The following is a 25,048-nucleotide window of genomic DNA, read 5'->3' on the forward strand; positions in this document are numbered from 1 at the left end:
GGTTGCCCCTCATGGGAAATTGGGTCCGGGGGAGATTGAGCGTATCCTTCAAATTCATGACGCGGGGGGCGGCTGGCAAACCGCTCGGGAGGCCCGATGAAAAGCCGGGAAGTCTGTCCGAAACCCTCGTCGAGTCAAGCGCGGAAACAGCGGGTGGGTTTTCCGACGAATGGCGGCTGATCATCGGGGGGAGAATGGCAAATTGGGCGTCGAGATTTCGCGAAACAGGGCCTGACCCATTCAATCCGCAATCGGGCTTTACAGGCGGGATACGGTGCCAAAAAAACGGCGCCCCGCAGGGCGCCGTGTCGGTAAAAGTGCTGGTGTGTGAGGCTTATTCGAGGTGGAAGGCCGCCTCACCGTGCTCAGCCTGATCGAGTCCGCCCTGCATCTCCTCATCGGAGGCACGAAGCCCGGTCACGACCCGGCAGATCACTCCGATGATGACGGTCGCCACCGCGCTCCAGGCGATGACGGCTCCGAGGGCGATGAGCTGGACCTTGAGCTGGCCGAGCATGTCGACAACGCCCTGGCCGCTGAAGAGCTCCGTCCCGAGGAACGCTACGAGAATCGTGCCGATGATGCCGCCGACGCCGTGCACCGCGAAAACGTCGAGGCTATCGTCGATCTTGAGCCGCTCCTTGACCAGAACGCACATGTAGTAGCAGACGGACCCCGCGGCCATGCCGATGAGGACTGCGCCCAGCGGGCCGACATTCCCCGAGGCCGGGGTGATCGTCGCCAGTCCGGCCACCATCCCGGTGACGATGCCGACCAGACCGGGCTTACCCGTGGTTTTCCACTCGATCGCCATCCAGGTCAGGCTGCCCACGGCAGCCGAAATATGGGTGACGAGCATCGTCATGCCGGCGGAGCCATTAGCGGCCAGCTGGCTTCCGGCATTGAAGCCGAACCAGCCCACCCACAGCATGGAGGCGCCGATCATGACCATCCCCGGGTTATGGGGCGGGTGCAGGGACTTGGGGAAGCCGATGCGAGGGCCGACCATGATTGCCAGAATCAGCGCGGAGGTGCCTGCTGTGGCGTGGACGACGATCCCCCCTGCCAGGTCGATCACGCCCATCTGCTGGAGCCAGCCGCCGCCCCACACCCAGTGCGTTACCGGTGCGTAGACCAGGATCAGCCAAAGGGCGGTGAAAAGGATCACGGCGCTGAACTTCATGCGCTCGACAAACGCGCCCACGATCAGACCCGGTGTGATAATGGCGAAGGTCATCTGGAACATGATAAAAACCGTCTCGGGGAAGCTCCCGCTTGTATTATCAATGCCGATGCCCCGCAGGCCCAGGCGCGTGAGGTCGCCGATCCAGTCGTTCCCGCCGGAGAAGGCCAGCGAGTACAGGCCTACGATCCACAGGACAGAGGCGACACAGGCGATGGTAAAGCAGTGCATCAGCACAGAGAGGCTGTTCTTACTCTGGACGAGGCCAGAATAGAAAAGCGCCAGCCCCGGCAGGCTCATAAAAAGCACCAGAACTGTGGCGGTCAGCATCCATGCGGTGTCCCCGCTGTTGGTTAATATTTCCGGGCTGTCTGCGGCTCCGGCCCACTGGGGGAGGAGGGCCAGAGCGGCCAGCGTGAGTAGCTTCTTTACGGGTGAGTTAGGGTATAGGGCTTTCATGAAAAAAAGCCTAACGCTGTATGAGTTCCATTTATGACGCGCAAGCCGTTTTTTAGCTCCGTTGATGGACACTGGGCTCCAGCCATACACGACCACCGACGAGACGCGATCGGTGGTTTAAGCGCAGCCCGGACTCGGGCAACTTTTGCGGACGATCAGGGCTTAACCGGTCGCCGCATCCTTTTCGTACACCTTACGAAAGTGATGGCCCACGATGGCCAGGTTGACGGCCAGCGGCAGCAGGGCACGCCTCCTGAATATGACCCACGCCAGCAGCTTCCAGTACTGGAAACGTTCGCGGCCGAGTACGCCGAGGCGCACACAGGAGCGCAGGAAGGCCCGGAACTTGATGTAGTCGAGCGGCTGGGTAACGACGGGGGCCTTGTAGTTACTCAGGAAGGTTTTGACGCGCTTGTAGTAGGGCTTGGGCAGGTAGAGGCCCTTGAAGAGGTTGCGGTAGCCGTCGCGGAGCTTTTCGGGGTGCATCTTCGTCACGAAGTTGCTCACGGCCTTGGTGTTGTTGCCGAGGGAGTTGCCGAGCAGGCGGCCCTCCTCCTTCATGCGCTCGTACAGGGCGGTGCCGACGGGGGCCTGAAGAATGCCCACCATGGCCATGACGATCCCGCTGTGCTGGATAAAGTCGATCTGCCGCTGGAAGATGTTCTCATTATCCGAGTCGAAGCCCACGATAAACCCGCCCTGGACCTGGAGCCCGTGGCGCTGGATCTTATGAACGCAGGCCACGAGATCGCGCCCGACGTTCTGCTTTTTGTTGCAGTCGGCCAGGCCCTCCTCGGAGGGCGTCTCCAGCCCGATAAAGACCGTGTCGAATCCGGCGTGAGCCATCATGTCCATCAGCCCCTCATCGTCGGCCAGATTGATCGAGGCCTCGGTGTAGAAGGGGATGCCGGTTTTGTCCTGCTGCCACTCGATCAGGGCGGGCAACAGCTCGCGCTTGAGCATGCGCTTGTTGCCGATGAAGTTGTCGTCCACGAAAAAGACCGAGCCGCGCCAGCGGGAGGCGTAGATGGCGTCCAGCTCGCTGATGATCTGTGAGACAGACTTGAGGCGCGGGCGGTGGCCGAGCAGGGCAGTGACATTGCAGAAGTCGCAGTTAAAGGGGCACCCGCGCGAGAACTGGATGCTGAGCGAGGCGTAGTCGTTGACGCGTACGAGGTCCCAGCGGGGCACGGGGGTCTCGGCCAGCTCCGGGTAGCGGCTCCCCTCGGCGTAGATCCGCTGGGCGCAGCCAGCGGTGAAATCCTTTAAAAATGGAGCGAGGGTCAGCTCGCCTTCGTTCAGGATAAGGTGGTCCACCTCGGGGAACTTCTCTGGCTCGCAGGTGAACAGCGGGCCGCCCGCGATGACGGTCTTGCCCAGGCTTTTGGCAAGCTTGATCACGTGCTCGGTCGACTCCTGCTGGACCGTCATGGCACTGATCATGACGATGTCGGCTGCCTCCACGTCCTTCTGACGCAGGCGGCGCACATTCATGTCCACCAGCTTGAGCTGCCAGTCTTCGGGCAGCATGGCAGCTACCGTCAACAGCCCCAGCGGGGGGAACGACGATTTCTTTCCGACGAACTTCAGTGCGTGCTTGAAGCTCCAGAATGTGGCCGGAAACTCGGGGTATACCAGAAGCGCATTCATCCAACCATAGCATGTCCCAGAGGCGAGGCTATGAAAAGCGATGACGGCCTTTTTTGACTGATTAAAAGGGCCATTTATGGGGACTATAAACGGGCACGGGTGTCGTGTCGGAGGCTGTAAGCCCCCATTGTCCAGTGTGGTCACACACTGGAGTAGAGCCCCATTTATGCTGCTCCAGCCGGAGTGCCAGAGGGTGCAGTCCGCCTACAGCAAGTCGGCCAGGGAATTACCGAAGCTCTGGTTTTGGCGCGGGCCATTGCTGCGGTTATTACCGCCTCCGTGGCGCGGACCGTTACCACGATTGCCACCGCGCGGGCCGCCGCGATTATCGCGCGGAGCACCGGGCCGGTTGTCGCGGTTGTTCCCGCCACCTGCGCGCTGGTGCGGCTTGCCGCCCTCGCGCTGGGTACGCATGGACAGGGCGATGCGCTTGCGGGCGGTATCGACCTCCAGCACGGTGACGAGCACCTTCTGGTGGACCTTGACCACCTCGGCAGGGTCTTCGACAAACCGATCCGCCAACTGACTGACGTGGACGAGGCCGTCCTGGTGCACGCCAATGTCTACGAAAGCGCCGAAGGCGGCGACGTTGGTCACGATGCCGGGCAGCTGTAGCCCTTCCTTGAGGTCTGAAATTTCGTTAATGCCCTCGGCGAAGCTGAAGGACTCGAACTGCTCGCGCGGGTCGCGGCCGGGCTTGGAAAGCTCCTGCTGGATGTCCTGCAGGGTGGGGAGGCCGACCTCGTCGCTGATGTAGTTGTCGAGCACTACGCGGCGGCGGGCGGAGTCACTGGTGAGCAGCTCGGATACGCTGCAGCCTGCGTCGCTGGCCATACGCTCAACGAGCTCGTAACGCTCGGGGTGGACGGCGGAGCCGTCCAGCGGGTGCTCGCCATCGCGGATGCGCTGGAAGCCCGCGCACTGCTCGAAGCTCTTCGGGCCCATGCCGGAGACTTTCAGCAGCTCCTTGCGCGAGCGGAAGGGCCCGTTCTGCGTGCGGGCGGTGACGATGTTTTCCGCCAGGCGTGTATTCAGCCCGGAGACGTACTTGAGGAGCTGCTTGCTGGCGGTGTTGACCTCGACGCCGACGGAGTTCACACAACTGACGACCACGTCGTCGAGGCTGTCCTTGAGCTTGATCTGATCCACGTCGTGCTGGTACTGCCCGACGCCGATGCTCTTGGGGTCGAGCTTGACCAACTCGGCCAGCGGGTCCATCAGGCGGCGGCCGATGCTGACCGCGCCGCGCACGGTCACGTCCTTGTCCGGGAACTCCTCGCGCGCCACCTCGGAGGCCGAGTAGATGGAGGCACCGCTCTCGTTGACCATGACCACGGCGATGGAGCCGGGCAGGCCGCACTTGCGGACAAAGGCCTCTGTCTCGCGGCTGGCAGTGCCGTTACCGATGGCGACGGCCTCGATCTTAAACTGGTGGCAGAGGCCGAGCACGATGTCGCGGGCCTCGGCGTCCTTGTGGCCGCCCATGCCGGGGTAAATGACGGTGTCATGGAGCAGCTCGCCCTGCGGGCCGAGTACGACGGTCTTGCAACCGGTGCGGAAGCCCGGGTCGATGGCGAGCACACGCTTCTGGCCCAGCGGGGAGGCCAGCAGGAGCTCGCGCAGGTTCTCCATAAAGACACGGATCGCCTGCTCGTCGGCCTTTTTCTTGGAGGCCAGGCGCATGTCGGTCTCCATCGCGGGACCGAGGAGTCGCTTGAAGGAGTCCTCGACGGCGAGAGAAACCTGCTGCCCGGCCTCGCCCTGACCGGTGAGGAAGCGGCGCTTCATCAGGGAGCCGCCGCGCTCCTCGTCGATAGCGATGCGGAAGTACAAAAAGCCCTCGGTGGAGCCGCGGCGTACGGCCAGCAGGCGGTGGGAGGGGATCTCGGTCAGCGGCTCGGAGTAGTCGAAGTAATCTTTGTACTTCGCGCCCTTTTCCTCCATCTCAAACATCACCTTGCTGGTGAGGATGGACTCTTTTTCAAACACGGTGCGCATCTGGGCGCGCATCTCGGTGTCGTCGCTGAAGCGCTCGGCCAGGATGTCGCGCGCGCCCTTCAGGGCCTCCTCCGAGGTGGGGACGGCCTTGTCCTCCTCTTCGGACTCCACCACGAACTTCGCGGCTTCGTCGGCGACAGCGGCGTCCTGATTTTCCAGGATAAAGTCGGCCAGCGGGGTGAGGCCCTTTTCCTGCGCGATCATGGCGCGGGTGCGGCGCTTCGGGCGGTAGGGCTGGTAAATATCCTCCAGGCGCGAGACGGTCTCGGCGGCGTCGATCTGGGCGCGCAGGGTATCGGTCATGAGCTTGCGCTCGTCGAGCGACTTGATGATCGAGGTGCGGCGGGCGTCGAGAGCCTTCAGCTCATCGAGGCGGTCGCGGATAGACGTGATCTGGACCTCGTCGAGCTGGCCGGTGGCCTCCTTGCGGTAGCGGGCGATAAAGGGCACGGTGGCGCCTTCGTCGAGGAGTTTAGCCGTCGCGGTGATCTGACCGGGGGCGAGTTTGAGTTCTTCGGAAAGTTTGGAGAGGTGCGCTGTTTCCATGGGGAAAAGCCGAAGAATGAGGCATAAAGTTTCCGCCGTGGCAAAAGAAAATCCGCGTGAATTCTGTTCGTCGCTGTCTGAGAGCTGAGTGGCGGGTGGCTTGTCGCTTGACGCAGCGCTACGGGGCTGCTCCCATCGGGCATCATGCTGAAATTTTACGGTTACAAGGGCTGCGGTACCTGCCGCAAGGCGAAGAAATTCCTCGACGAAAACGGCGTCGCCTACGAGGAGATCGCTATCCGCGAGACCCCGCCGCAACGGGGCGAGTTCGAGACCATGCTCGGGGCCTATGATGGCGAGCTGAAGCGTCTCTTCAACACATCCGGCGGTGACTACAAGTCCATGAACATGAAGGACAAGCTGCCCGGCCTGTGTACGGAGGAAGCCTGCGAGCTGCTCGGCTCCAATGGTAATCTGGTCAAGCGCCCCTTCCTCATCGGCGATGGCGTGGCGCTGGTCGGCTTCAAGGAAGATGAATGGCGCGAGGCTCTGCTGAGCTAAGCGTGGTGCCGTGGGCGGGTGTGTCTTGTCCGCTCGTTTTGCTTACGCTTTATCCACCTCTTCGACGGTGCGTTTGAGTTTGGCGAGGAAAAGCTCCCCCTGTGGCTTTCCAACGGCCATGATCAGGCGAATAAGCCAGCGCACCGGAGTGGGGATCAGCGCGTCGGGGAACTCTATCTCCTGCTTGACGCGGATGCCCTGCCGCGTCCGCTTCAGGGTGAAGCGCAGGCGGGTGCCGTCGAGCCGGTCGTTCTCGGGGTCGGTGATGTGCCAGCCCAGGCTGGTGGGCGGATCGTAGTCGCTTAGGCGCTGTATGCACCACATCTCCTTACTGCCCATGCGGTAGCAGGCGCGGTAGGTGGCACCTTGCCCGGCTTTGGGGCCCTCGATGTGCTCGCAGTCGAGCAGCTTAGGGTTCCACTCACGCATCAGGTCCGGGTCTTCCAGAAAAACCCAGATAGCCTCCGGGCGGGCGCGGATGGTGATGGATTCCCGTAGCTTCACGGCAGTAGCCTAGACGGGGAGGATTCAGCCATACAAGCGGCAAACGAGGTGCGTTACCGCTTAAGATCCCTTTTCCATTTTAAACCGTAAAAAAATGGTGGGAGTAACAGGGCTCGAACCTGTGACCTCATCCATGTCAAGGATGCGCTCTAGCCAACTGAGCTATACCCCCACTAAAGGGAAACCAATGAACGAATAGATTTTATTTCCGCTGGCAAGGGCTTTTTTCAGAAAAATTCAGGCAAGCCTACGGCAGGGGAGGTGACGCAAGTGCCTTTGACAGGCGAAGGTGGGCACATGATGAACTTACAGGCAGAAACGGCTTCCCTCCGGGCGGAATTTTGCGCAACCTCACGGACATGCTGGAGGAGCTGCATATCCGCGATTTGGCCTTGATGGACGAGGCGGTGCTGGAGTTTGAGCCCGGCTATACCGCCGTGACGGGTGAGACCGGCGCCGGTAAGAGCGTGCTGCTCGGTGCGCTCTCTCTGCTGGCCGGTAACCGCGCGGACAAGACCGTGATCCGCCAGGGGCAGGAGGCCTGCGAAGTCGCCGCCACCCTGCACTTTGCCGAGCCGGAGCGCATCGACGTCGTCCTGGAGGAGCTGGGGCTGCCCGCCTGCGAGGATGGGGCACTCGTCCTGCGCCGGGTCATCCACCGGCAGCGCGCTGCCAAGATCCAGGTAAACGGCGCCATGGCCACGCTCGGGGCGCTTCAGGAGATCGGCGGGCACTGGATCGACTTCCATGGGCCCGGGGAGCCGCAAAAGCTTTTTAAAGGACGCCACCAGCTCGCCATGCTCGATGCCTTCGCAGGGCTCGCTGACGAGCTGGAGACCTACCGTGGCGGCTATGACGAGTGGCAGGCCCTGCTCGATCAGGCTGAGCAACTGCGCACTGCGGACCGGCTGGATGAGGACGAGCAGGAGTTTCTCTCGCGTCAGATTGCCCGCATCGATCAGGTGGAGGCGACGGAGGAGTCCATCGCCGCACTGGAGCGGGACTTTCAGCGACTGGATCGCGCCCAGGAGCTGGCCGAGCTGGCGGGGCAACTGGAGAGCGGTCTCTGTGGGGACGAGGGGGCTGTCGGCCTGCTCGGGGCCATGCAGCGGGCTGCCTATGAGCTGGCTCGTCTCGACCCGGAGTCTGCGGGGCTATCTGAGCGGCTGGAGGCGGCGATCATCGAGCTGCAGGACCTGGGCGGTGAATTTGCTCGACTGGCCGCCGAGGCCGACATCGACCCGGAAAGTGCCGAGGCGCTACAAGTCCGCATGACGGCCTGGCTGGAGATCAAGCGCAAGTATGGCCCCACCGTCGAGGAGGTGCTGGCCCGTCGCGAGGAGATGGCCGCAAGGCTGGAAGCGCAGTCCGACATCGAGGGCACGCTGGAAAAGCTCGCCGCCGAGGCTGCCGCGCTGGAGAAAAAACTTCGTACGCAGGCTGCCGGTTTGCTGAAAAAACGCGAAGCCGCGGCCAAGACTCTTGGCACCGAAGTGCGCGCCCTGCTCAAGCGCCTGGGCTTCAAAAAGGCGGGCTTCGAAATCGCCGTGCATGGCGGTAAGGCACTGGGGCCGGTGGGCGACTCGGACTGCGAGTATCTCTTTTCCGCGAACGCGGGGCAGGAACTGCTGCCGCTCAACCGTATCGCGTCCAGCGGGGAAACCGCCCGCGTCATGCTCGCGCTGAAGGCTGTGCTGGCCCGCGCCGACCATACGCCGCTGCTGGTCTTTGATGAGGTGGACGCCAACGTGGGCGGCGAGATCGGGGCCGAGGTAGGGCGCGAGCTGGCTTCGCTGGCCGGGGAGCATCAGGTGCTCTGCGTGACGCACCTGCCACAGGTGGCTGCGCAGGCGCGGCAGCACTACGTCGTCACCAAGGCGCAGGGTGACGACTCGACCGCTGTATCCATTTCCCCACTACACGCGGACCGCAAGGCCCGCGAAGAGGAGCTGGCCCGCATGCTCGGGGATCGCAGCTCGGCCTCCGCCCGCGAGCACGCCCGCTCGCTGCTGGGCTAGGGGATCGCCTACTCCAGGGTAGGCTCGGCGAGATTCGGGTTCTCGTTTATTTCCGCTTCGTCGACAGCCGGGTTTGTGTAGCCCTCGTCTATGTCCATCTGGTCCTGCTCCTGCTGGTTGTCATAGGCCATCGCGCGCTCATCTGCGGCAGCCTCTTGCGGAGTGGTCGGCTTACCGGTGCAGCCGATGAGCGTAAAGAGGCCGATGGCCGCGAGAAGAGTGATCAGGTTTTTCATAGCGGATGAAGGGAATGCACAGGTTTACCTCCGGCACACTGGCCGGATACAGGATACGAAAACAAGCTCTGGAAGCCTGGTCCGGCTTAGTTGCCGACGTCGTTTTGAATGCCCTGAGGGTTCGCGTCTGCCGGGGCGTTGACGCTACCGGAGCCTTGGTTCAGGGACTGCTGATAGGCTTCTGTGGATTTTTCCATCTCATGTACACGCTCTTCGGTCTGCGGTGTGTTTTGGCAGCCTGCGAAGAGGAGAAGGCCGGTGATGGAGAGGACAGAGAGAATGATTTTCATAGCGTATAGTTTATAAAAACTCATGCCGCTGGCAACCTAAATACACTGCCGCAGGACGTACCCCAGTGAGGTGCGTACACAGATGTGCGCTGCCTGCCTGGATGGACTATCGTTCGACTTCCTGCTCCATCATCTGATTTGTGCGGTTGGCCTGACCGGCATCGTAGGAGTCGGTCGAAGCGCTACCGCAGCCGGACAGCAGGAGTACGAACAGGAAGGGAAGGACGGTGAGAGCAATCTTCATGAGAATGAGTTTAGAGCCCATTCGCCTCGTGGCAATCTGAAGATGCGGCAGGTCAGGACTTGGTGGAGACGGTGGACTTTGCCTTGGGGGTGGGCAGCAGCATGCCGAGGCCGATCAGGGCGCACTGGCTGAGCCAGAAAATGAGCAGCCAGAAGAAGGCCTTGTCCATGAAGCCGTAGGAGTGCAGGCCGACGCCGAGCATATTCGTCCCGAACCACGAGGCAGCGGTCACGATATTCCCGAAAATAGCCAGCAGCATAAAGCCGCGCTCGCCGACGATGCGGCCCAGTCGGGCGTGCAGCATGAGCGCGCACCACAGTACGATGATGAGCGCGCCGTTTTCCTTCGGGTCCCAGCCCCAGAAGCGGCCCCAGCTCTGGTCGGCCCAGATGCCGCCAAGCATCGTCCCGACAAAGGAGAAGAGCAGCCCGAAGCAGGTGATGCCGTAAACCATCCGGTAGAGCGCTGCCTGGCTGTCTGCGGGGAGTCCCTTGGGCTGCGAGCGCACGGCGGGCTCCAGGGCGGCCCAGGCGCGCATCAGCACGTAGACGATGCCGAGCACCCCAGCGAGGAACGTGGCTGAGTAGCCGACGGTGATGATAACCACGTGCGTGGCCAGCCAGAAGTTCGAGTCGAGCACAGCCTGCATCATTTCCAGCGTATCCCCGCTGAGCGCGAGGTTGTGCGCGATGATGAGCGTGACAAAGCCGATGATCCCGGCGGCAAAGGTGCCGATACCGTTACGGAAATACCGCCGCAGGAAGACCGCCAGCAGCACCGAGAACCAGCCCACGAAGATGGCCGAGGAGTAGAGGTTCGTCACGGGTGGACGCCCCTGGATATACATACGCGCGCCCAGCCCGAAGGTGTGCACGAGAAAGGCCAGGACGAGTACCCAGTAGGCGCCGCTCTGGAGCGAGCGGGGCATCCACAGCCAGCTCACGGCCACCAGCAGAAAGACGAGCACGTAGAGGATGGTCGCCAGGTAGAAGGGCTCGAAAGTGTTGAAAAACTCCTCAAAGGCGACGCGCCCGGCGGGCGTATCAGGGGCCAGCTTTTCATGCAGGGCGTCCAGCGCTTCGTTGAAGCCCTCGGGGTTACCCTGCCGCCAGAGGACGGCGAGCTTACCGTAGTCCTCGACGATAGGATTTATTTGGCCGGTGCGAATGGTCAGCAGGAGCGCCTCACCGAGATTGAGCCAGTCGTTCTCCTCCTCACCGGCTTCTGTCATCGGCGGGACGATGCCCATGTCGCCGATACGCGAAAGCTGCAGATAGCGGTTGGTGAGGAAATTAAAGCGCTCCAGGTCGTCCTCGTTAAAGGACTCGCCGCGCTCACTGCGGGCAAAGGCCTCGCGGCCGGGGCCGACGATGCGCTCCCATGCGCCGTACTCGAGCAGGATCTGGTCGAGGTTACCGCCGGGCTGGAGCTCGCGCGAGAGCAGGTCGTAGCGGGTGAGCGCGTTGGTGAGCTTGACCAGTTGTTTTTCGTAGACGGTGCGCTTTTCGGGGTCGGGGTTGATCTGCGCGGACATCTCCTGGATGGTCTGGAAGTGCGGGCGCAACTCGTCGAAGCTGAAGCGCGTGCGGCTCTCCTGCTGCCAACCGAAAAGGCCGAGCACCTGCGGGTTGTCGATGCGGAAGACGGGCATCTTGTCTGCGGCGACGGGGTTAAAGGACAGCTCCATGAACCACGCGATGGCGCTGATCTTGCCGCCCCCATCGGGCAGGTGCACGCTCTGGCGTCCACTGAGGATGCGCAGGCTGTTGCGGGCCACTGAGTCCAGCGGCAGGATGCGCCCACCGGCTTGCACCGGCAGCTCGGCAAAACTCTGGACGTGGAAATCCGTATCGTAGGCGGGCGGCTTAAAACCACGCGCAACGATGAGCAGGCCGATGGCCAGACACAGCGCCGGGATGAGGATTGGGCCGCGCGCGCGCGCGCTGGCCGAGAGTTTCGGGCGCTTGAAGTTGGCGAGGCGTATCAGGAACTGGATACACATACCCAGTCCGACGAGGGCGACGGCGGCATAAGGGAGCAGCCAGCTCGGGTTGCGGACGACCTGGAGGACGGTGGTCGTGTTGTTGTTCCCGAAGGAGGCCTGGTAAAAGGTGTAGCCGCCGTGGCGCAGCGGGTGGTTCATGTAGATGAGCGCGGGCTGCGGGGCGATGCCGGGGGAGTGGATGAGCACGTCGCTGGCAAAGTTCTTGGGGATGTCGGTACCGGGGTACTTGTCGTGCGTGAAGTCGCGCAGCTCCAGCCAGAAGGGCAGGTAGGTCCGCGTGAAGCGCAGGGCGATCTCGTAGGTCTTGCCACCGGTCTCGACGGTTTGCACCGGGAAGCGCTCGTCGATGACATTCGAGACGAGCCACGTGCCCAGCGGACCTTCCGGCCCGTCTACCTCGACCAGTGCAGTGGCGGTGTTGACGGCGTCAGGGCTGTGGTCCATGGCCTTCTCCACGGCAAAGAGTCCCATGCGGGCGGCGGCTCCGCGGTTGGCGCGCGGGGTGGGGCCGTTGGGGTTCTGCATCTTGGTGCCCAGCCCGGAGTTGGGCATGAAGTCGATGATCTTCAGGCTAAGGCCGGACTCGGGCAGATCAATCACCGCCCCGTCCCTGAGCATGCTCTGCGGGATGCTGGTATACTCGTCGTAGTCGGGGTTTGAACGGTCGATCAGGACGAGTTCGTTTGAGAGGGAGTCGATGGCGTAGTTACTGCGTCCGCCCTCGTCGATGGCCATCTGGCTCTCGTGCTGGAGGTAGCTGACCAGAAAACCGCTCACCAGCAGCAGGACCACCCCGAGGTGGGTGATGGCTATCCCGGACTTTTTCCAGCTGGGCCGGTAGTAGCGGAAGTGCGCGCAGCACAGATTAATGATGAGCAGTATCCCCAGTGAAAAACCGCCCGGCATCGGGAGCTTGAACCAGCCGGACTGCCAGACGGCGAGGAAGCTCTCGAAGTAGCGGCGCTGGGTCTCGTGGATGCCGAAGTGGACCTGATCAAGCGTGCCAAAGATGACCAGAACGATGCTGAGCCCCAGCAGGACAACGGTTAACCAGAGCGAACTAAAAATACGGAACAGGGACTTCATGAGGCAGGAAAGCGAACGGAGCGCACGAATGCGAGAAAAGCGGGCGTCTGGGCCTGAACGAGAGCGGTATCGCCCATCATCTTAAAGAACCAGCTCGCACCACCATGGGTAATAATCGCCCCGGCAATGCTCTGGCCGGTCGGGCCGTCGAGGTGGACGTAAAAGCCCTGCTCACCGCTGGCGGTGGTAAAGGAGTGCTTGGCGCGCTCTTCATCGAGACGGGCCTGAGGCATGGCGCCGAGGCCGACTTGCCCGGCCCAGCGGTTTACGTTGGCGAGGTCGCCACCGACGTTACCGGGAAAGACCAGGACGCTGACCTCGGCCGATGTGCCGTTGGGGCCGGGGACTTTCCAGCTGCCTTTGCGCATGGTGCCGAGGGGCTGGGCCTCCCAGTCGGAGGGGGCGTCCCAGGTCGGCGTATCAAAGGCGGCGGCTTGCTCAGCCATGCCTGGGAGGGCCGTCATGCCCATCGAAGGGCCGGAGCCAGACGGGGAGGAGGCCGCAGGAGCCGTTGCCGCTGTGCCGCCGGGGGCGGTGCTCTGGGCGGCAGGCATCATGCTGGGCATGGCCGGTCGCTCCTCTTTGGGGATACGAGTGGTGGTGACTTGTTCGTCCGAACAGCCGCTAAACAGAAGCGCAAGTGAGAGCAGCGCGCCTGCCGTGCAGGGGAAAGGTCGCATGGCCGAACGATTTGCATATTGCGCCCCCGGTCAAGGCTAACCGGAGATAGCCAGTTTTGCTAATGGGGCTTATAAGTTTACATGGGACATTGAAAATAGGCGGGGCCGAGTCGTAGAGCTTGAAAGGCGGGTGCTCCATCGGTAGTGATGAACGGCGTGAGGAGGAGCTTGAGATGAAAGTACAGGTATTGCAGCACGTGCCGTTCGAGTGGATCGGCAGTATGGAGCCCTGGCTGCGTGAGCGCGGGGCCGAAATCACGACTGCGCGGCTCTACGAGGCCGTGGAGCTGCCGGACCCGGCTTCACTGGATCTGGTCATCGCCATGGGTGGGCCGATGAGCGTCAACGACGAGGCCGAGCACCCCTGGCTGGTGCCGGAAAAGGCGTTCCTGCGCGAAGTGATTAAGCGCGGGGTGCCGACGATCGGGGTATGCCTGGGGGGACAGCTCATCGCCAACGCGCACGGGGCAGCCGTCACCAAGAACCCGCACACAGAAATCGGTTGGTTTCCGGTTGAGGCTATGCCCGCCCCGAAGGGCACCTTTACCTTTCCCTTTAAGAAGGCAGTCTACCACTGGCACGGTGAGACCTTCGGGCTGCCGGAGGGAGCGAGCCTGCTGGCCTCGTCGAAGGGCTGCCGCAACCAGGCCTTTCAGATGGGCACAAACGTGATCGGGATGCAGTTCCACCTGGAGACGACACCCGAGACCGCCGCCCTGTTGATCGAAAACTGCGGTAACGAGATCGTGCCCGGCCCCTATGTGCAGAGCGCCGAGGAAATGCTCGCCGCAACGCCCGAGCAGTACGCCTCTATCAACGCGCTCTCAGGCAAGATCCTCGACTACGTGCTCGGTAATACCGGGGGCGAGAAAAAGCGCCCCGAGGACGTGCTGTATTTCTAGAGCAGCCTTGTACGACTGATTAAAACGAAAATGCCCTAGGCTCCGGCGGAGACGCCCATGCCGCTGAGCAGGTTCGAGAAGTAGGGGATGACCTGCTTCTTGCGGCTGACGATGCCCGGCAGCTCAAAGATGTGATGTGAGCTGCCCACCGGAGAGAAGGAAATCTGCTCGATGCAGGCCTCGTCACCCTCGACCAGCAGGAGCGAGTTCTGGGTGTTGATGTCTGTCACCAGCAGGCATGAGAAGGTGAGCCCCTCCTGCTGTTGGTATTCGCCCAGCGCCTTCTGGATTTCGGACGACTTATTCCAGAAGTTATTAAAGCCCAGCTCCTCGACCTGCGAGACCGAGTAGCGGATCTCGCCCTGCTCGTACTGCTTGCAGTCGGAGGTGACGACCTTTCCCGGTGATTCGCTGACTACGATCGAGCCGGCGGTAAAGATCAGGTTGGCGAGGTCCTCGGTGGAGAAGCCCGCGATCTCGGCCAGCCAGGGCAGCAGGTTGGCGTCGCGCTCGGTCGTGGTCGGGCTCTGGAGGTTGAGCGTGTCGGAAATAATCCCGCCCATGAGCACACCGGCTATTTCCGGTGAGGGGTCGATCCCGCGCCCGCGGAACAGCTCGGCAACGATGCTGCAGGTCGAGCCGATGATCTCGTTGCGGAAAAGGATGGGCTGCGCGGTCGGGGGATTACCGAGGCGGTGGTGGTCCACGATCTCGACGATGTTGACCTCGCCTGCACCGTTGACGGCCTGACCCAGCTCGTTGTGGTCCACGAGCACGAGGCGCGTGCTGACGGGCTTGAGCAGGTCGGTCTTGGAAAAGATACCCTCCAGGCGGCCGTTGTCGTCCACCACGCAGTAGAGCGGGGCGTTACTCTGGGCGATACGGCGGCGCACCACGCTGAGCTTTTCCTCGCGGTCAAAGGTGACGACGTTCTTGTCCACCAGCGGGCCGAGCTCGGTGGCGGTGCGGATGATCCACGAGGTGGTGGCCGAGTCAAAGCGGCTGACGATCAGGCCGATGCCTTTCTCCTTGGCCATCTCGATGACGTCCTCATCTACGTCCAGCCCGCCTGTGATGACAAGCAGCCGTACCCCGCTCTGGATGGAGCGCTGCTGGATGTCGTAGCGGTCCCCGACGATGATGATGCTCTGCTCGGGGTTGATGTCCTCGGTCTTGGTGAACTTGCCAAAGGAGCGCAGGTCCATGGCCGCGATACGCACGAAGAGATCCTCCACGCGGTCCGGGTCCACCTGGTTGATGACGTCGGCTTCGAGCGCTTCGATGATGTTCGTGATGCTGGTGTGAACGTGGCGCATCTTGCGCGGCTCAGCGGGCTTGGGGATAAAGAACTCGCCCAGGTCAAAGACCGAGACCACGCCCATGACATGCTCGTGATCATCGACGACGGGCAGGGCGCGGATGTCGTAGCGGTCGATCAGGTCGAGCGCCTCGGCACAGGTGGACTCGACATGAGTCTTGCGGATCTCGCGCCGCATGATGTCCTCCACGCGCGGGATGACATCGCCCACGTAGGTGGGCAGGGGGGTGTTGAATTTATTCAGGATCGCGTCGATGCGGGCATTACTGTTCCCGCAGCGCGCAGCCACGTATCCGGTTTCTCCGACCGCTTCCTTAAAGGCTGCGTAGGCGATGGCTGAGCAGATCGCATCCGCGTCGGGGTTTTTGTGGCCGATGATATAAGTGGTCGCTGACATGTGTATAAGAAATAACGATCCTGACAGTTTCCGGTATTTGGACGGTTTCGTCAATGCCCGGCCCATAAAAAGAGGCCCGGTAAAAACCGGGCCTCTGAAAGGGAGATTGTTTTGCTAAGCGAGTGCTTAGGCACCCGGTGAAGGCGGCTTGAGGATTTCCGTCGAGTTAGTGGTTGCGACTGCCTCAGTGATGCTGCTGGTGGAGGCGGTACCTTCAGCGGCACTGCCGGGGGTCAGCTTGTAGTCGTCATCGGTGAGGTTCGGGAACCATTCAACGTGGGCGTCCATGAAGGCGATGTGGCCACCGTTACCCTGCCAGGGTGAATCGGAGTCCCAGGTACCTGTTGTGGTGTCCAAGCCCTTTGTCCAGAGGAGCGGAGTGGTGGAGGCAGGAGCGTTAGAGCTCATGTTTACGACCACGGCATAGCCCATGGTGTACTCCGGCAGGGAGCCCCACTCGGTGGTTTCGGTAAAGGTTCCGTTGCGCTTGATACCGATGGCACGGGGAAGGGTGCCGTTGTAGTTGGAGAGGTATTCGTCCGAATCGATGAACCACAGGGAGGCGTCCGTAAGGTCGGCATGGTAGGCGAGCAGCTCGGCCCATTCCTTGACCGTGCTGGCTGTGGCGTAGTCAGCATCTTCGCCTTCAGCGGTTTGGCTGATGGTCTTGGTACGTGAGCCAGAGTTGGCGTAGTTATTGTAGGCCGTGGCGATCTGGCGCAGATTGCTCTGTGACTTCGTGCGGGCGGCACGGGTCTGCACCGAGCCCACAGTCGGGATAATAATGGCGGCGAGGATACCGATAATCGCGATAACGGTAAGCAACTCGATGAGTGTAAAGCCCTTACGGGTCAGGGTATGATTTTTGTAGGTCATGATTATTCGGGAGAGGTTTATCGTGGGTTGAGACGACGCCCGCAGGGCGGAGCGAGGGATAACGATCTTTGTATAATTAACCTATATCACCTCGGTGTCGCCTCTGGGTCAATTCTTTCTTGGAATGTGGTTTAAGCGGGATTTCTCTAGCCCTTGTAGGGCAGGGGAAAGCGTTCAGCCAGGGCGAGCACCTTGTCGCGGGCAGCGGTGATCTGGGCCTCGTCCTCCGGGGCATTCAGCACCATGGCGATAGCCTCGGCGATGACGGCCATCTCGGCCTCGCCCATGCCACGAGTGGTGACGGCGGGGGAGCCCAGGCGCAGACCCGAGGTGTAGTAGGGCTTGCGGGTGTCACCGGGCACGGAGCTGCGGGAGGTGGTGATGTTGGCCAGGTCGAGGGCACGCTGGGCCTTGAGGCCGGATAGCTCGGGGTGGCTCTTGCGGAAGTCCAGCACCATCAGATGGTTGTCGGTGCCGTTACTGCAAAGGTCGAAGCCCTTGTCCATCAGGCCCTTCGCAAGTGCAGCGGCGTTGAGGACGATCTGGTGCTGGTACTTCTTGAACTCCGGGGTGGCGGCGTCCTTGAAGCACACGGCCTTGGCGGCGATGATGTGCATGAGCGGGCCGCCCTGGTTCATCGGGAACACGGCCATGTCGATGGCCTTGGCGTGTTCGGCCTTGCACATGATGAGGCCGCCACGGGGGCCGCGCAGGGTCTTGTGCGTGGTCGTGGTGACAAAGTCGGCGTGCGGGACGGGGTTCGGGTGCTCACCGGCTGCGACGAGGCCCGCGATGTGGGCGATGTCGGCCATGAGCAGTGCGCCCACGGAGCGGGCGATTTCGCCCATTTTCTCAAAATCAATCGAGCGCGGGTAGGCCGAGGCACCGACGGTGATCATCTTCGGCTTTTCCTTGGCGGCCATCTCGGCCAGCTCTTCGTAGTCGATCTGGCCGTTTTCCGGGCTGACGCCGTAGTGGACGACCTCGTAGTTCTTACCCGAGAAGTTAACGGGGCTGCCGTGGGTGAGGTGGCCGCCGTCGGACAGGCGCATGGTCAGGATCTTGTCGCCATGGTTGAGCATGGCGGTGTAGACGGCGATGTTAGCCTGGCTGCCAGCATGGGGCTGGACATTGGCGTGGTCCGCGCCAAAGAGGGCCTTGGCCCGCTCGATGGCGAGCGTTTCGACTACGTCCACGTAGTCGCAGCCGCCGTAGTAGCGCTTGCCCGGGTAGCCCTCGGCATACTTGTTGGTCAGCACGCTGCCAGCGGCTTCCATGACGGCCGGGAGAGTGAAATTCTCCGAGGCGATCAACTCGATATGGGTCTGCTGACGGTGGCACTCCTGGCTGATGGCGTTGTAGATCTCAGGATCGTAGTCGGCCAGCGAAGCGGCATTGAGGGTCGAGGACTTGTTTTCGCTCATGGTAAAAGGTCACATCTAAGCGACAGACCGGGCCAGGAGTCAAGCGGGCAGGTGCTCACCGGGTGTTTTTTCCGGTCACGCGGACAGGGGCGTTGACCCTGTTATCAGGGCACAGCATCGCGAGGTCCGGTTGGACCTGCGTTAGTGGGGCAGAGGCCTATCCCGGGGGCGGAAGCACCGGGTGTAAAGGGCAAGCCGCTTTAGCGGCCGTTTTCCTGCTCGATGGCGGAGATTTTATCCAGGCGGACCTGGTGGCGGCCACCGTCATACGGCGTTTCCAGGAAGATCCGGGTAAACTTGGCGGCCTCGTAGGCGGTCTGGTACTTCTGCCCGAAGCAGATGATGTTGGCGTTGTTGTGGCGGCGGGAGAATTCGGCCCCGTCCTCATTCGAGACGACGGCGGCGCGGATGCCGCGTACCTTGTTGGCACTGATGGAGATACCGATGCCGGTCGTGCACACAAGCACGCCAAAGTCGGCCCGTCCGCCCGCGACATCCTCGGCCACGGCCTTACCGTAGTCGGGATAGTCCACGCGCTGGTGGTCGTAGGCGCCACGGTCAATGGCCTCGTGGCCCATGTCCTTAAGCACTTGCAGGACGGCGTTTTTCAAGTCAACGCCGCCATGGTCTGAACCGAGAGAGATTTTCATGTTAAGCTGGAGTCGGGTTTTTCAGCTCGTCGTAATGCTCTTTGAGAAAGGCCACGATAGACGGCACGGCCTCAACCATGCTGTCCCGGGCTGCCTCATAGGCGGGCAAGCTGCTGCCGAAAGGGTCGGGGATTTCCACCGCGGCGCCGCCGCCCATCAGCTCCCGAAACAGGTAGATGTGGGGGGTGGTCCTTTGGAACTGCATATCGATCAGGGAGCGGTGGGATTCGGTCATGCAAAAGATGGCCAGTGAGCGATCGATAATGGACTGAGTCATGCCCTGGCTTTGGTGAGAGGAAGCATCCAGGCCGACTTTTTTCAGAGCACGCACGGAGTTGACCGAGGCCGGTTCCCCCGAAAAGGCGGAAACCCCGGCAGAATCTACCACGATAGCGTTGAGAGGAGCTGCTTCGGCCTGAAGGGCGTGCGCGAGAAGCTTCTCGCCCATGGGGCTGCGGCAGATATTCGCCGTGCAGACGACGGTCACGTGGTTTCGGTCAGCCATGCGTGTTCAGAAAAGTGGCAGCAGACCCACCGCTTGTAAAGCGACAAACGTATCAGGGGCCTTCCGCTGCAGGAAAGAAGACTTACTCGCGGGCGAGCTGACGGTAGCCGATGTCGCGGCGCAGTTGCGCCCCCTCAAAGCTGACCTGATCGCACAGGGCGTAGGTGCGCTCAGCGGCCTCCTTGAGGGTCTTGCCGGTGCCGGTGATCCCGAGCACGCGCCCGCCACTGGTCACGATGGTGCCGTCGTCAAGCTGCTTGGTGCCGGCGTGGATGATCGCCGTGCCGGGCTCCACCTCAGACGGGAAGCTGATCGGCTTGCCCTTTTCATAGCCGCTGGGATAGCCCGCAGCCGCCATGACGACGACCATGGCGTAGCCGTCGCTGATCTTGACCTCAGCAGGCTTCAGGGTGCCCTTGGCGCAGTCGAGCATGATCTTGACCGGGTCATCCTGAAGCAGGGGCAGGAGCACCTGCGTCTCGGGGTCTCCGAAGCGCACGTTGAACTCGACCACCTTGGGCTGGCCCTTGACGATCATGATCCCGATGTAAAGGGTGCCCCGGAAGGTGATGCCGTCGGCGACAAGTCCGGCCAGTGTCGGCTCGATGATCTCCTTGACCACTTTTTCGTTGATCTCGGGGGTGACGACGGCGGCCGGGGCGTAGGCACCCATCCCGCCGGTGTTGAGGCCGGTGTCCCCCTCGCCGATGCGCTTGTGGTCCTGGCTGGGGGGCAGCATGACATAGTCCTGCCCGCTGACCATCAGCATGATGGAGGCCTCTTCGCCGTCCATAAACTCCTCGATCAGGATCTCGTGGCCGCTCTCGCCGAAGGTGTTGCGGATGAGCATGTCGTGTGCGGTGCGCTCGGCGTCTTCGAAATTCGCGGCGATGATCACGCCCTTACCTGCCGCCAGGCCGTCGGCCTTGATCACGATGGGGTAGGACTGGCCCTTGAGGTAGTCGAGGGCTTCGTTCAGGTCGGTGCAGCGCTTACCCATGGCGGTGGGGATATTGTGGCGCAGCAGAAAGTCCTTGGTGAAGGTCTTGCTAGCCTCCAGGCGGGCAGCGGCCTTGTTCGGGCCATAGGCGGGGATGCCGACCTCGGCCAGCGCGTCAACCGCACCCAGGCTCAGCGGGACCTCCGGGCCGACGATGACGAAGTCCACCTTTTCGTCCTGCGCCATCTTGACGGTGGCGGGGATATCCTCCACATCGAGGGGCAGGCAGCGGGCCTCGGCCTGCATGCCGCCGTTACCGGGGGCGGCGAAAACCTCGTCCACCAGCGGGCTGGCGAGACAGGACTTGAGCAGGGTGTGTTCACGCCCGCCGGAACCGATGATCATCACTTTCATATCAACAAAATAGCTGTGGGGTTATTTATGCTTCCCGCCATCGTGGTTATCGGCTTATCCCTTGTCTAGGCCGTTTCTCGAAAAACTCGGGTGAGCGGCGGAATGCTATTTTTTATAACTCACACGGAGGCACAGAGGCACGGAGATAATTATGTAAGCGTCATCCATGGAATACTTTTTCATCCTCCGTGCCCCCGTGCCTCTGTGTGAGCTAATCCCTTAAAAAACTAAAAACTCTCCAATCACTTTGAAAATCTACTTCATGGGAATCTGTGGCACCGCGATGGGTAACGTCGCGGTCCTGATGAAACGCCAGGGGCACGACGTGAGCGGCTCCGACACCGGCATCTATCCGCCGATGTCCGACCTGCTGGCCGGGGCGGAAATCGACGTGATGGAGGGCTTCGACCCGCAGCGGCTGGAGGAACTGGCCCCGGATACCGTTGTGATCGGTAACGCCATGAGCCGCGGCAACCCCGAGGTCGAGTGGCTGCTGGAGACGCGGAAGTTTCCCTTTGTCTCGCTGCCCGAGCTGGTTAGCCGCGAGATTCTCTCGGCGCGCCGGAACATCGTTATCTCCGGTACGCACGGCAAGACCACCACCACGAGCCTCGCTGCCTATTTACTGGAGAAGAACGCCGCCCGGCCCGGCTGGATGATCGGCGGAGTGCCGCGCGATTTGCCCAGCGGCTGCGAGCTGGGCGAGGCAGGCGGCCCCTTTGCTATTGAGGGCGACGAGTACGACTCAGCCTTTTTCGACAAACGCAGCAAGTTCATCCACTACCAGCCGCGTGTGCTCGTGATGAATAACCTTGAGTTCGACCACGGGGACATCTTCCGCGATCTGGAGGACATCGTGCGCAGCTTCCGGCACCTCACGCGCCTCGTGCCGCAGGGTGGGGCCATCCTCTACAACGCCGATGAGCCCACGCTGAGCAGTCTCATGCCCGTGCCGTGGACGCGCTGTATCTCGGTCGGGGTAGGGGAAAACGCCGACTGCCGGATCGCCGACTTTGAGGAGAGCCCGGAAGGCTCACGCTTCACCCTGTGCTGGCCCGGCGGGGCACGCACAGAGATCGCCTGGAGCCTGCCCGGTCTCTTTAATGCCCGCAACGCGGCCATGGCAGCCGTGTCCGCGGGGCTTATACTCGATCCGCTCAAGCCCGAGTCGATCGACCTTTCCGCGCTCAAGGATTTTCAGGGCGTTAAGCGGCGGCAAGAGGTGCGCCTCGACCGACCCGGCCTGACCGTGCTGGAAGACTTTGGACACCACCCGACGGCGATTGCGCAGACGCTTGTTTCCCTGCGGGCACGCTACCCGGAGTGGCGGCTGACCGCCTGCTTCGAGCCGCGCAGCAACACCGCCTGCACCTCACGCTTTCAGCAAGCCTTTACCGACGCTCTTGCCGGGGCCGACGAGGTGTTTCTCGCGCCCGTCCACCGGGCTGATCGCTATGCCGAGGAGGACCGGCTCGACACCGTCCGCATGGCTCGCGCGCTGGCCACCGGCGGCATCGCCGCCCATGCCTGTGATTCCTTTGACGCGCTGCTGGATTCACTCACCGCTGCCACCGTCAACGAAACCGCTCAGCCGCGCTGCGTGGTCATTTTCTCCAACGGTGCCTTTGGCGGTAAACTCCCGCTCTACCTGGCGCAGGTGTGAGTGCGTGACCGCATCGGACACTCCGACTGGAGCAGCATTTATGGGGCTCTGCCCCTGCGCTCACTGACAATGGCAATCCGCCTAAGCGTTTCGCGCCCTACCGGCGTGGGATAAGCGCAAGTGATGCCAAACGAAGTTCGTTTGAGCTGGGGTCAACCGCCGCAGCCCATGGCTCCAATCCTTGTGGAGCCATCAGTGATCCTGCCGCTCCGCGCGTTTAGAACAGGACGCTGATGTCGACAGCACCGAACCACTGGCCGCCGCTCTCACCGTCAAATTCGTTGGAGCGCCAGTTCATGGTAAAGGTGGTTAGGACGGGGCCGAGGCTCATGCCGACGCCACCGTTAAAGTCGCCCACCCAGTTCTTCATGCCGATGCTGGCACTGTTTGCGAAGGTGTTGCCCTGGAGGAAAATGTTGCGGCCCATGATGTACTGCTGGGTGCCGACGAAGCCATAAATACTCAGGTCCATCCCGTCACTCAGACGGGGGTCGCCGTCGTCCACCGGGTTGGCGTAGGTGCCAGCGGAGCGGATCAGCGAGGTGCCGTAGTCGTGGGGGATGTTGTAGCCGGCGCGCAGCATAAAGCCAGCGTTACCGTAGACGTACACGTTACCGGCGGTGAACCCGGCATTACCGACGAAGTCCGCGCCAAAGGTCCGCTTGGTTTCCTCTGTCAGCACAAAGCGCCAGTAGCGCTGCCAGGACAGATTGAAGGCAAATTCGTTGGCGAGCTGGTTGCTCCAGCCCATCGGCTCATGTCCGCCAAGGATGTCCTTGTGGATGAACTTCTGGGCAGCCTCGGCGCCGGAGTAAGAACCCACCACGCCGAAGGAAAGCTCGAACACGTCCATGCGGTTCTCGCCCTGTACGATAAAGGACGGGGCCAGGTAGAGCCAGCCCGCCCATGGGCGCTGCGTCGGCTGCGGGGTGGCGATGTCGATATTCTCGGGCGCGTACATGTTTTGCCCGATGTTGAAGCTCACCCGGTACAGATTATTTTCGTAATCCTCGGAAAAGGGAAGGGTGCTGACCAGGAACTGTGCCCAGCTGGGGAGCTTGGAGGAGAAGCGGTCCTGCGCCCAGTCTTCGCTGCTCAGGGGCGTATCCCACGTACGCACGTCAGCCAGCGTCCAAGCGACCTGCATGCCGTTGGTGTACCATTTATCGGTCCCGGCAAAGACGTCATTCTCCCACTTAAGGGTGAGGGTGTCACTTGAGGCAGCCTTGCCGTTCTTTATCAAGCTATCCTGAGCATTGGCAGTTACGGCCAGGCACAGGAATACAAAAGCAGCATACAGTTTTTTCATGGGAGTCAGACCAATCTAGCGAATTGTAACAATTTAGGTAACTTTATAGATGCCAAGCGGCTACAGGGATGGCAAACGTTTTTTGCAGTGCGTATAGCGGCAAAAAAACCTGTTATTTCTGTGTAAAATATTAAGCGCTTGGAACTCGAGACCAGCTTTATTCAGTCGATAAAACGTCGGATGTCAGAATGTCATTATTCAAATTTTTATTTTATTAATATACCGGACTGTCAAGCAATTGCTTTGGGTTGGCCTAAAAAAAGCGATCAGTTGGAGACCTCTGTTGGGCTCCATACGTGCGGGAAACTTAGGGTGGCATACGTGACAAAAACGACCCTTTCTGTGGATTTATGAGTTGAATCCCTTCATTATGCCCCTATTACGTTACTGCTTTGCGTGGAGAGGTGGCAGAGTGGCCGATCGTGCCTGACTCGAAATCAGGTGTACCGCAAGGTACCGAGGGTTCGAATCCCTCCCTCTCCGCCACTGTTGTGGACATGGTGATATTTAAAGGCTAGGCCTAAGGTATTTAATACCGTTCCCATCACTTCAGCCCCCACAACAGCGACTAACGCTCCCATGATTGAGCAGGATATCTATTCGAACCTGTCAGTGATCCCGATTGGAATCGACGGGCATCAATGGCACTCGGCCGAGCAATACTATCAGGCCGAGAAATTCACTGATGCGGCAATCATCGACAAAATCAAGGCGTGCGAGAACCCCTACCTGTGCGCAGCCCTCGGCCAAACCCGCAACTACCCCCTACGCGCAGACTGGGAGCAGGTGAAAGTCGCCACCATGGAACGCGCGATCCGGGCACGCTTCAAGCAGCACCCTGAGATGGCCGAACGCCTGAAGAGCAGCACTGGTCGGCTCTACGACCATATGGCTGCCGACGACTTCTGGGGCATCGGTGCTGATGGCCGAGGCGAAAACACCACCGGTAGCATCTTGATGCGGATTCGTGACGAGCTGAACCAGGGCTGATCAAAAGCACTCGCTCTGATCAGCTATCGGTCAGCCCCCTGCTACATCTGCAAGTTGATCTATATAATATAGATCAGCAAGGTCGGCCGCTACACCGTAAAAGAGCATAAAAAGAGCACAGCCGTTGGCGTGGCATTCTAGCGTGACGTGCAAACTCTCCCTGCGAGATAGAGGCCACATCAGCCAGGTTCGCAGTCCCGTAGGGGCAACGGCCTCATTCGGATCAAACGCCGAGCGCTTGTGGCTGGACGCATGGTAAG

General features: G+C 61.5%; 21 protein-coding genes and 2 tRNA genes. 6 read left to right on the forward strand and 17 right to left on the reverse strand.

Annotation, left to right across the window (positions count from 1 at the left end; translation table 11 throughout):
* Positions 1 to 334: 334 nt before the first annotated feature.
* The 3 genes from K0V07_RS09520 to K0V07_RS09530 form a co-directional block, all read right to left on the reverse strand.
* The gene (locus tag K0V07_RS09520) at positions 335 to 1,513 is read right to left on the reverse strand and encodes an ammonium transporter (protein ID WP_345778175.1); all 1,179 of its coding nucleotides are present in this window, start codon (positions 1,511 to 1,513) and stop codon (positions 335 to 337) included.
* 291 nt (positions 1,514 to 1,804) lie between these two features.
* A complete protein-coding gene (locus K0V07_RS09525; protein ID WP_220621156.1) occupies positions 1,805 to 3,292 on the reverse strand; it encodes a B12-binding domain-containing radical SAM protein in 1,488 nt (495 codons plus the stop codon).
* Between the two features lie 204 nt (positions 3,293 to 3,496).
* Complete coding sequence (locus tag K0V07_RS09530; protein ID WP_220621157.1) at positions 3,497 to 5,836, reverse strand: Tex family protein; 2,340 nt, start codon at positions 5,834 to 5,836, stop codon at positions 3,497 to 3,499.
* A gap of 144 nt (positions 5,837 to 5,980) precedes the next feature.
* On the opposite strand from K0V07_RS09530, the gene K0V07_RS09535 reads away from it, so the two are divergent.
* Positions 5,981 to 6,337 carry an arsenate reductase family protein gene (locus K0V07_RS09535; protein WP_220621158.1) on the forward strand — a complete coding sequence of 119 codons (357 nt, stop codon included), beginning with the start codon at positions 5,981 to 5,983 and terminating at the stop codon, positions 6,335 to 6,337.
* Between the two features lie 42 nt (positions 6,338 to 6,379).
* Here the strand turns inward: K0V07_RS09535 and K0V07_RS09540 are convergent, their stop codons facing one another.
* Together K0V07_RS09540 and K0V07_RS09545 are read right to left on the reverse strand one after the other, a co-directional pair.
* Positions 6,380 to 6,841: an SRPBCC family protein gene (locus K0V07_RS09540; protein ID WP_220621159.1), complete on the reverse strand. Its 462-nt coding sequence runs from the start codon at positions 6,839 to 6,841 to the stop codon at positions 6,380 to 6,382.
* Between the two features lie 95 nt (positions 6,842 to 6,936).
* A tRNA-Val gene (locus K0V07_RS09545) sits at positions 6,937 to 7,013 on the reverse strand.
* Between the two features lie 169 nt (positions 7,014 to 7,182).
* Here K0V07_RS09545 and recN point away from each other — a divergent pair.
* Positions 7,183 to 8,859, forward strand: coding sequence for a DNA repair protein RecN (gene recN / locus K0V07_RS09550; RefSeq protein ID WP_255567937.1), 1,677 nt, complete (start codon positions 7,183 to 7,185; stop codon positions 8,857 to 8,859).
* A gap of 8 nt (positions 8,860 to 8,867) precedes the next feature.
* On the opposite strand, the gene K0V07_RS09555 is transcribed toward recN, so the two are convergent.
* From K0V07_RS09555 to K0V07_RS09575, 5 genes are all read right to left on the reverse strand, one after another.
* A complete protein-coding gene (locus K0V07_RS09555) occupies positions 8,868 to 9,095 on the reverse strand; it encodes a hypothetical protein (protein ID WP_220621160.1) in 228 nt (75 codons plus the stop codon).
* A gap of 86 nt (positions 9,096 to 9,181) precedes the next feature.
* Positions 9,182 to 9,385, reverse strand: a complete 204-nt coding sequence (locus tag K0V07_RS09560) for a hypothetical protein (RefSeq protein WP_220621161.1) — start codon at positions 9,383 to 9,385, stop codon at positions 9,182 to 9,184.
* Positions 9,386 to 9,491: 106 nt separating this feature from the next.
* Positions 9,492 to 9,629 carry a hypothetical protein gene (locus K0V07_RS09565; RefSeq protein WP_220621162.1) on the reverse strand — a complete coding sequence of 46 codons (138 nt, stop codon included), beginning with the start codon at positions 9,627 to 9,629 and terminating at the stop codon, positions 9,492 to 9,494.
* 52 nt (positions 9,630 to 9,681) lie between these two features.
* Positions 9,682 to 12,720: a cytochrome c biogenesis protein CcsA gene (gene ccsA / locus K0V07_RS16605; RefSeq protein ID WP_220621163.1), complete on the reverse strand. Its 3,039-nt coding sequence runs from the start codon at positions 12,718 to 12,720 to the stop codon at positions 9,682 to 9,684.
* On the reverse strand, positions 12,717 to 13,400 hold the full coding sequence (locus tag K0V07_RS09575) for a hypothetical protein (protein ID WP_220621164.1): 684 nt from the start codon (positions 13,398 to 13,400) through the stop codon (positions 12,717 to 12,719). The genes ccsA and K0V07_RS09575 overlap by 4 nt, the downstream gene beginning before the upstream one ends.
* A 173-nt stretch (positions 13,401 to 13,573) precedes the next feature.
* Here K0V07_RS09575 and K0V07_RS09580 point away from each other — a divergent pair, with 173 nt between their 5' ends.
* Entirely contained in the window at positions 13,574 to 14,302 is a 729-nt protein-coding gene (locus K0V07_RS09580; protein ID WP_220621165.1) for a type 1 glutamine amidotransferase, read from the forward strand.
* 35 nt (positions 14,303 to 14,337) lie between these two features.
* Here K0V07_RS09580 and K0V07_RS09585 read toward each other — a convergent pair whose 3' ends face one another.
* From K0V07_RS09585 to purD, 6 genes are all read right to left on the reverse strand, one after another.
* A complete protein-coding gene (locus K0V07_RS09585) occupies positions 14,338 to 16,017 on the reverse strand; it encodes a putative manganese-dependent inorganic diphosphatase (RefSeq protein WP_220621166.1) in 1,680 nt (559 codons plus the stop codon).
* A 126-nt stretch (positions 16,018 to 16,143) separates the two neighbouring features.
* Complete coding sequence (locus K0V07_RS16610; RefSeq protein WP_286653015.1) at positions 16,144 to 16,893, reverse strand: prepilin-type N-terminal cleavage/methylation domain-containing protein; 750 nt, start codon at positions 16,891 to 16,893, stop codon at positions 16,144 to 16,146.
* A gap of 146 nt (positions 16,894 to 17,039) precedes the next feature.
* The gene (glyA, locus tag K0V07_RS09595) at positions 17,040 to 18,317 is read right to left on the reverse strand and encodes a serine hydroxymethyltransferase (RefSeq protein WP_220621167.1); all 1,278 of its coding nucleotides are present in this window, start codon (positions 18,315 to 18,317) and stop codon (positions 17,040 to 17,042) included.
* 200 nt (positions 18,318 to 18,517) lie between these two features.
* The gene (gene rpiB, locus K0V07_RS09600; protein WP_220621168.1) at positions 18,518 to 18,967 is read right to left on the reverse strand and encodes a ribose 5-phosphate isomerase B; all 450 of its coding nucleotides are present in this window, start codon (positions 18,965 to 18,967) and stop codon (positions 18,518 to 18,520) included.
* Between the two features lies 1 nt (position 18,968).
* Positions 18,969 to 19,472, reverse strand: coding sequence for a low molecular weight protein arginine phosphatase (locus K0V07_RS09605; protein ID WP_220621169.1), 504 nt, complete (start codon positions 19,470 to 19,472; stop codon positions 18,969 to 18,971).
* Between the two features lie 82 nt (positions 19,473 to 19,554).
* Positions 19,555 to 20,826, reverse strand: coding sequence for a phosphoribosylamine--glycine ligase (gene purD, locus K0V07_RS09610; protein WP_220621170.1), 1,272 nt, complete (start codon positions 20,824 to 20,826; stop codon positions 19,555 to 19,557).
* Positions 20,827 to 21,073: 247 nt separating this feature from the next.
* On the opposite strand from purD, the gene K0V07_RS09615 reads away from it, so the two are divergent.
* Positions 21,074 to 22,489 carry a Mur ligase family protein gene (locus K0V07_RS09615; protein WP_220621171.1) on the forward strand — a complete coding sequence of 472 codons (1,416 nt, stop codon included), beginning with the start codon at positions 21,074 to 21,076 and terminating at the stop codon, positions 22,487 to 22,489.
* A gap of 217 nt (positions 22,490 to 22,706) precedes the next feature.
* Here K0V07_RS09615 and K0V07_RS09620 read toward each other — a convergent pair whose 3' ends face one another.
* Positions 22,707 to 23,798 (reverse strand): lipid A deacylase LpxR family protein, encoded by a 1,092-nt coding sequence (locus K0V07_RS09620; RefSeq protein WP_220621172.1) that lies wholly within the window; start codon positions 23,796 to 23,798, stop codon positions 22,707 to 22,709.
* Positions 23,799 to 24,196: 398 nt separating this feature from the next.
* Here K0V07_RS09620 and K0V07_RS09625 point away from each other — a divergent pair.
* Together K0V07_RS09625 and K0V07_RS09630 are read left to right on the forward strand one after the other, a co-directional pair.
* Positions 24,197 to 24,284: transfer RNA gene (locus tag K0V07_RS09625), tRNA-Ser, on the forward strand.
* Between the two features lie 93 nt (positions 24,285 to 24,377).
* Entirely contained in the window at positions 24,378 to 24,788 is a 411-nt protein-coding gene (locus K0V07_RS09630) for an NADAR family protein (RefSeq protein ID WP_220621173.1), read from the forward strand.
* The last annotated feature ends 260 nt before the right edge of the window (positions 24,789 to 25,048 follow it).

It is taken from the genome of Ruficoccus sp. ZRK36 (assembly GCF_019603315.1).
Lineage (GTDB): Bacteria > Verrucomicrobiota > Verrucomicrobiia > Opitutales > Cerasicoccaceae > Ruficoccus.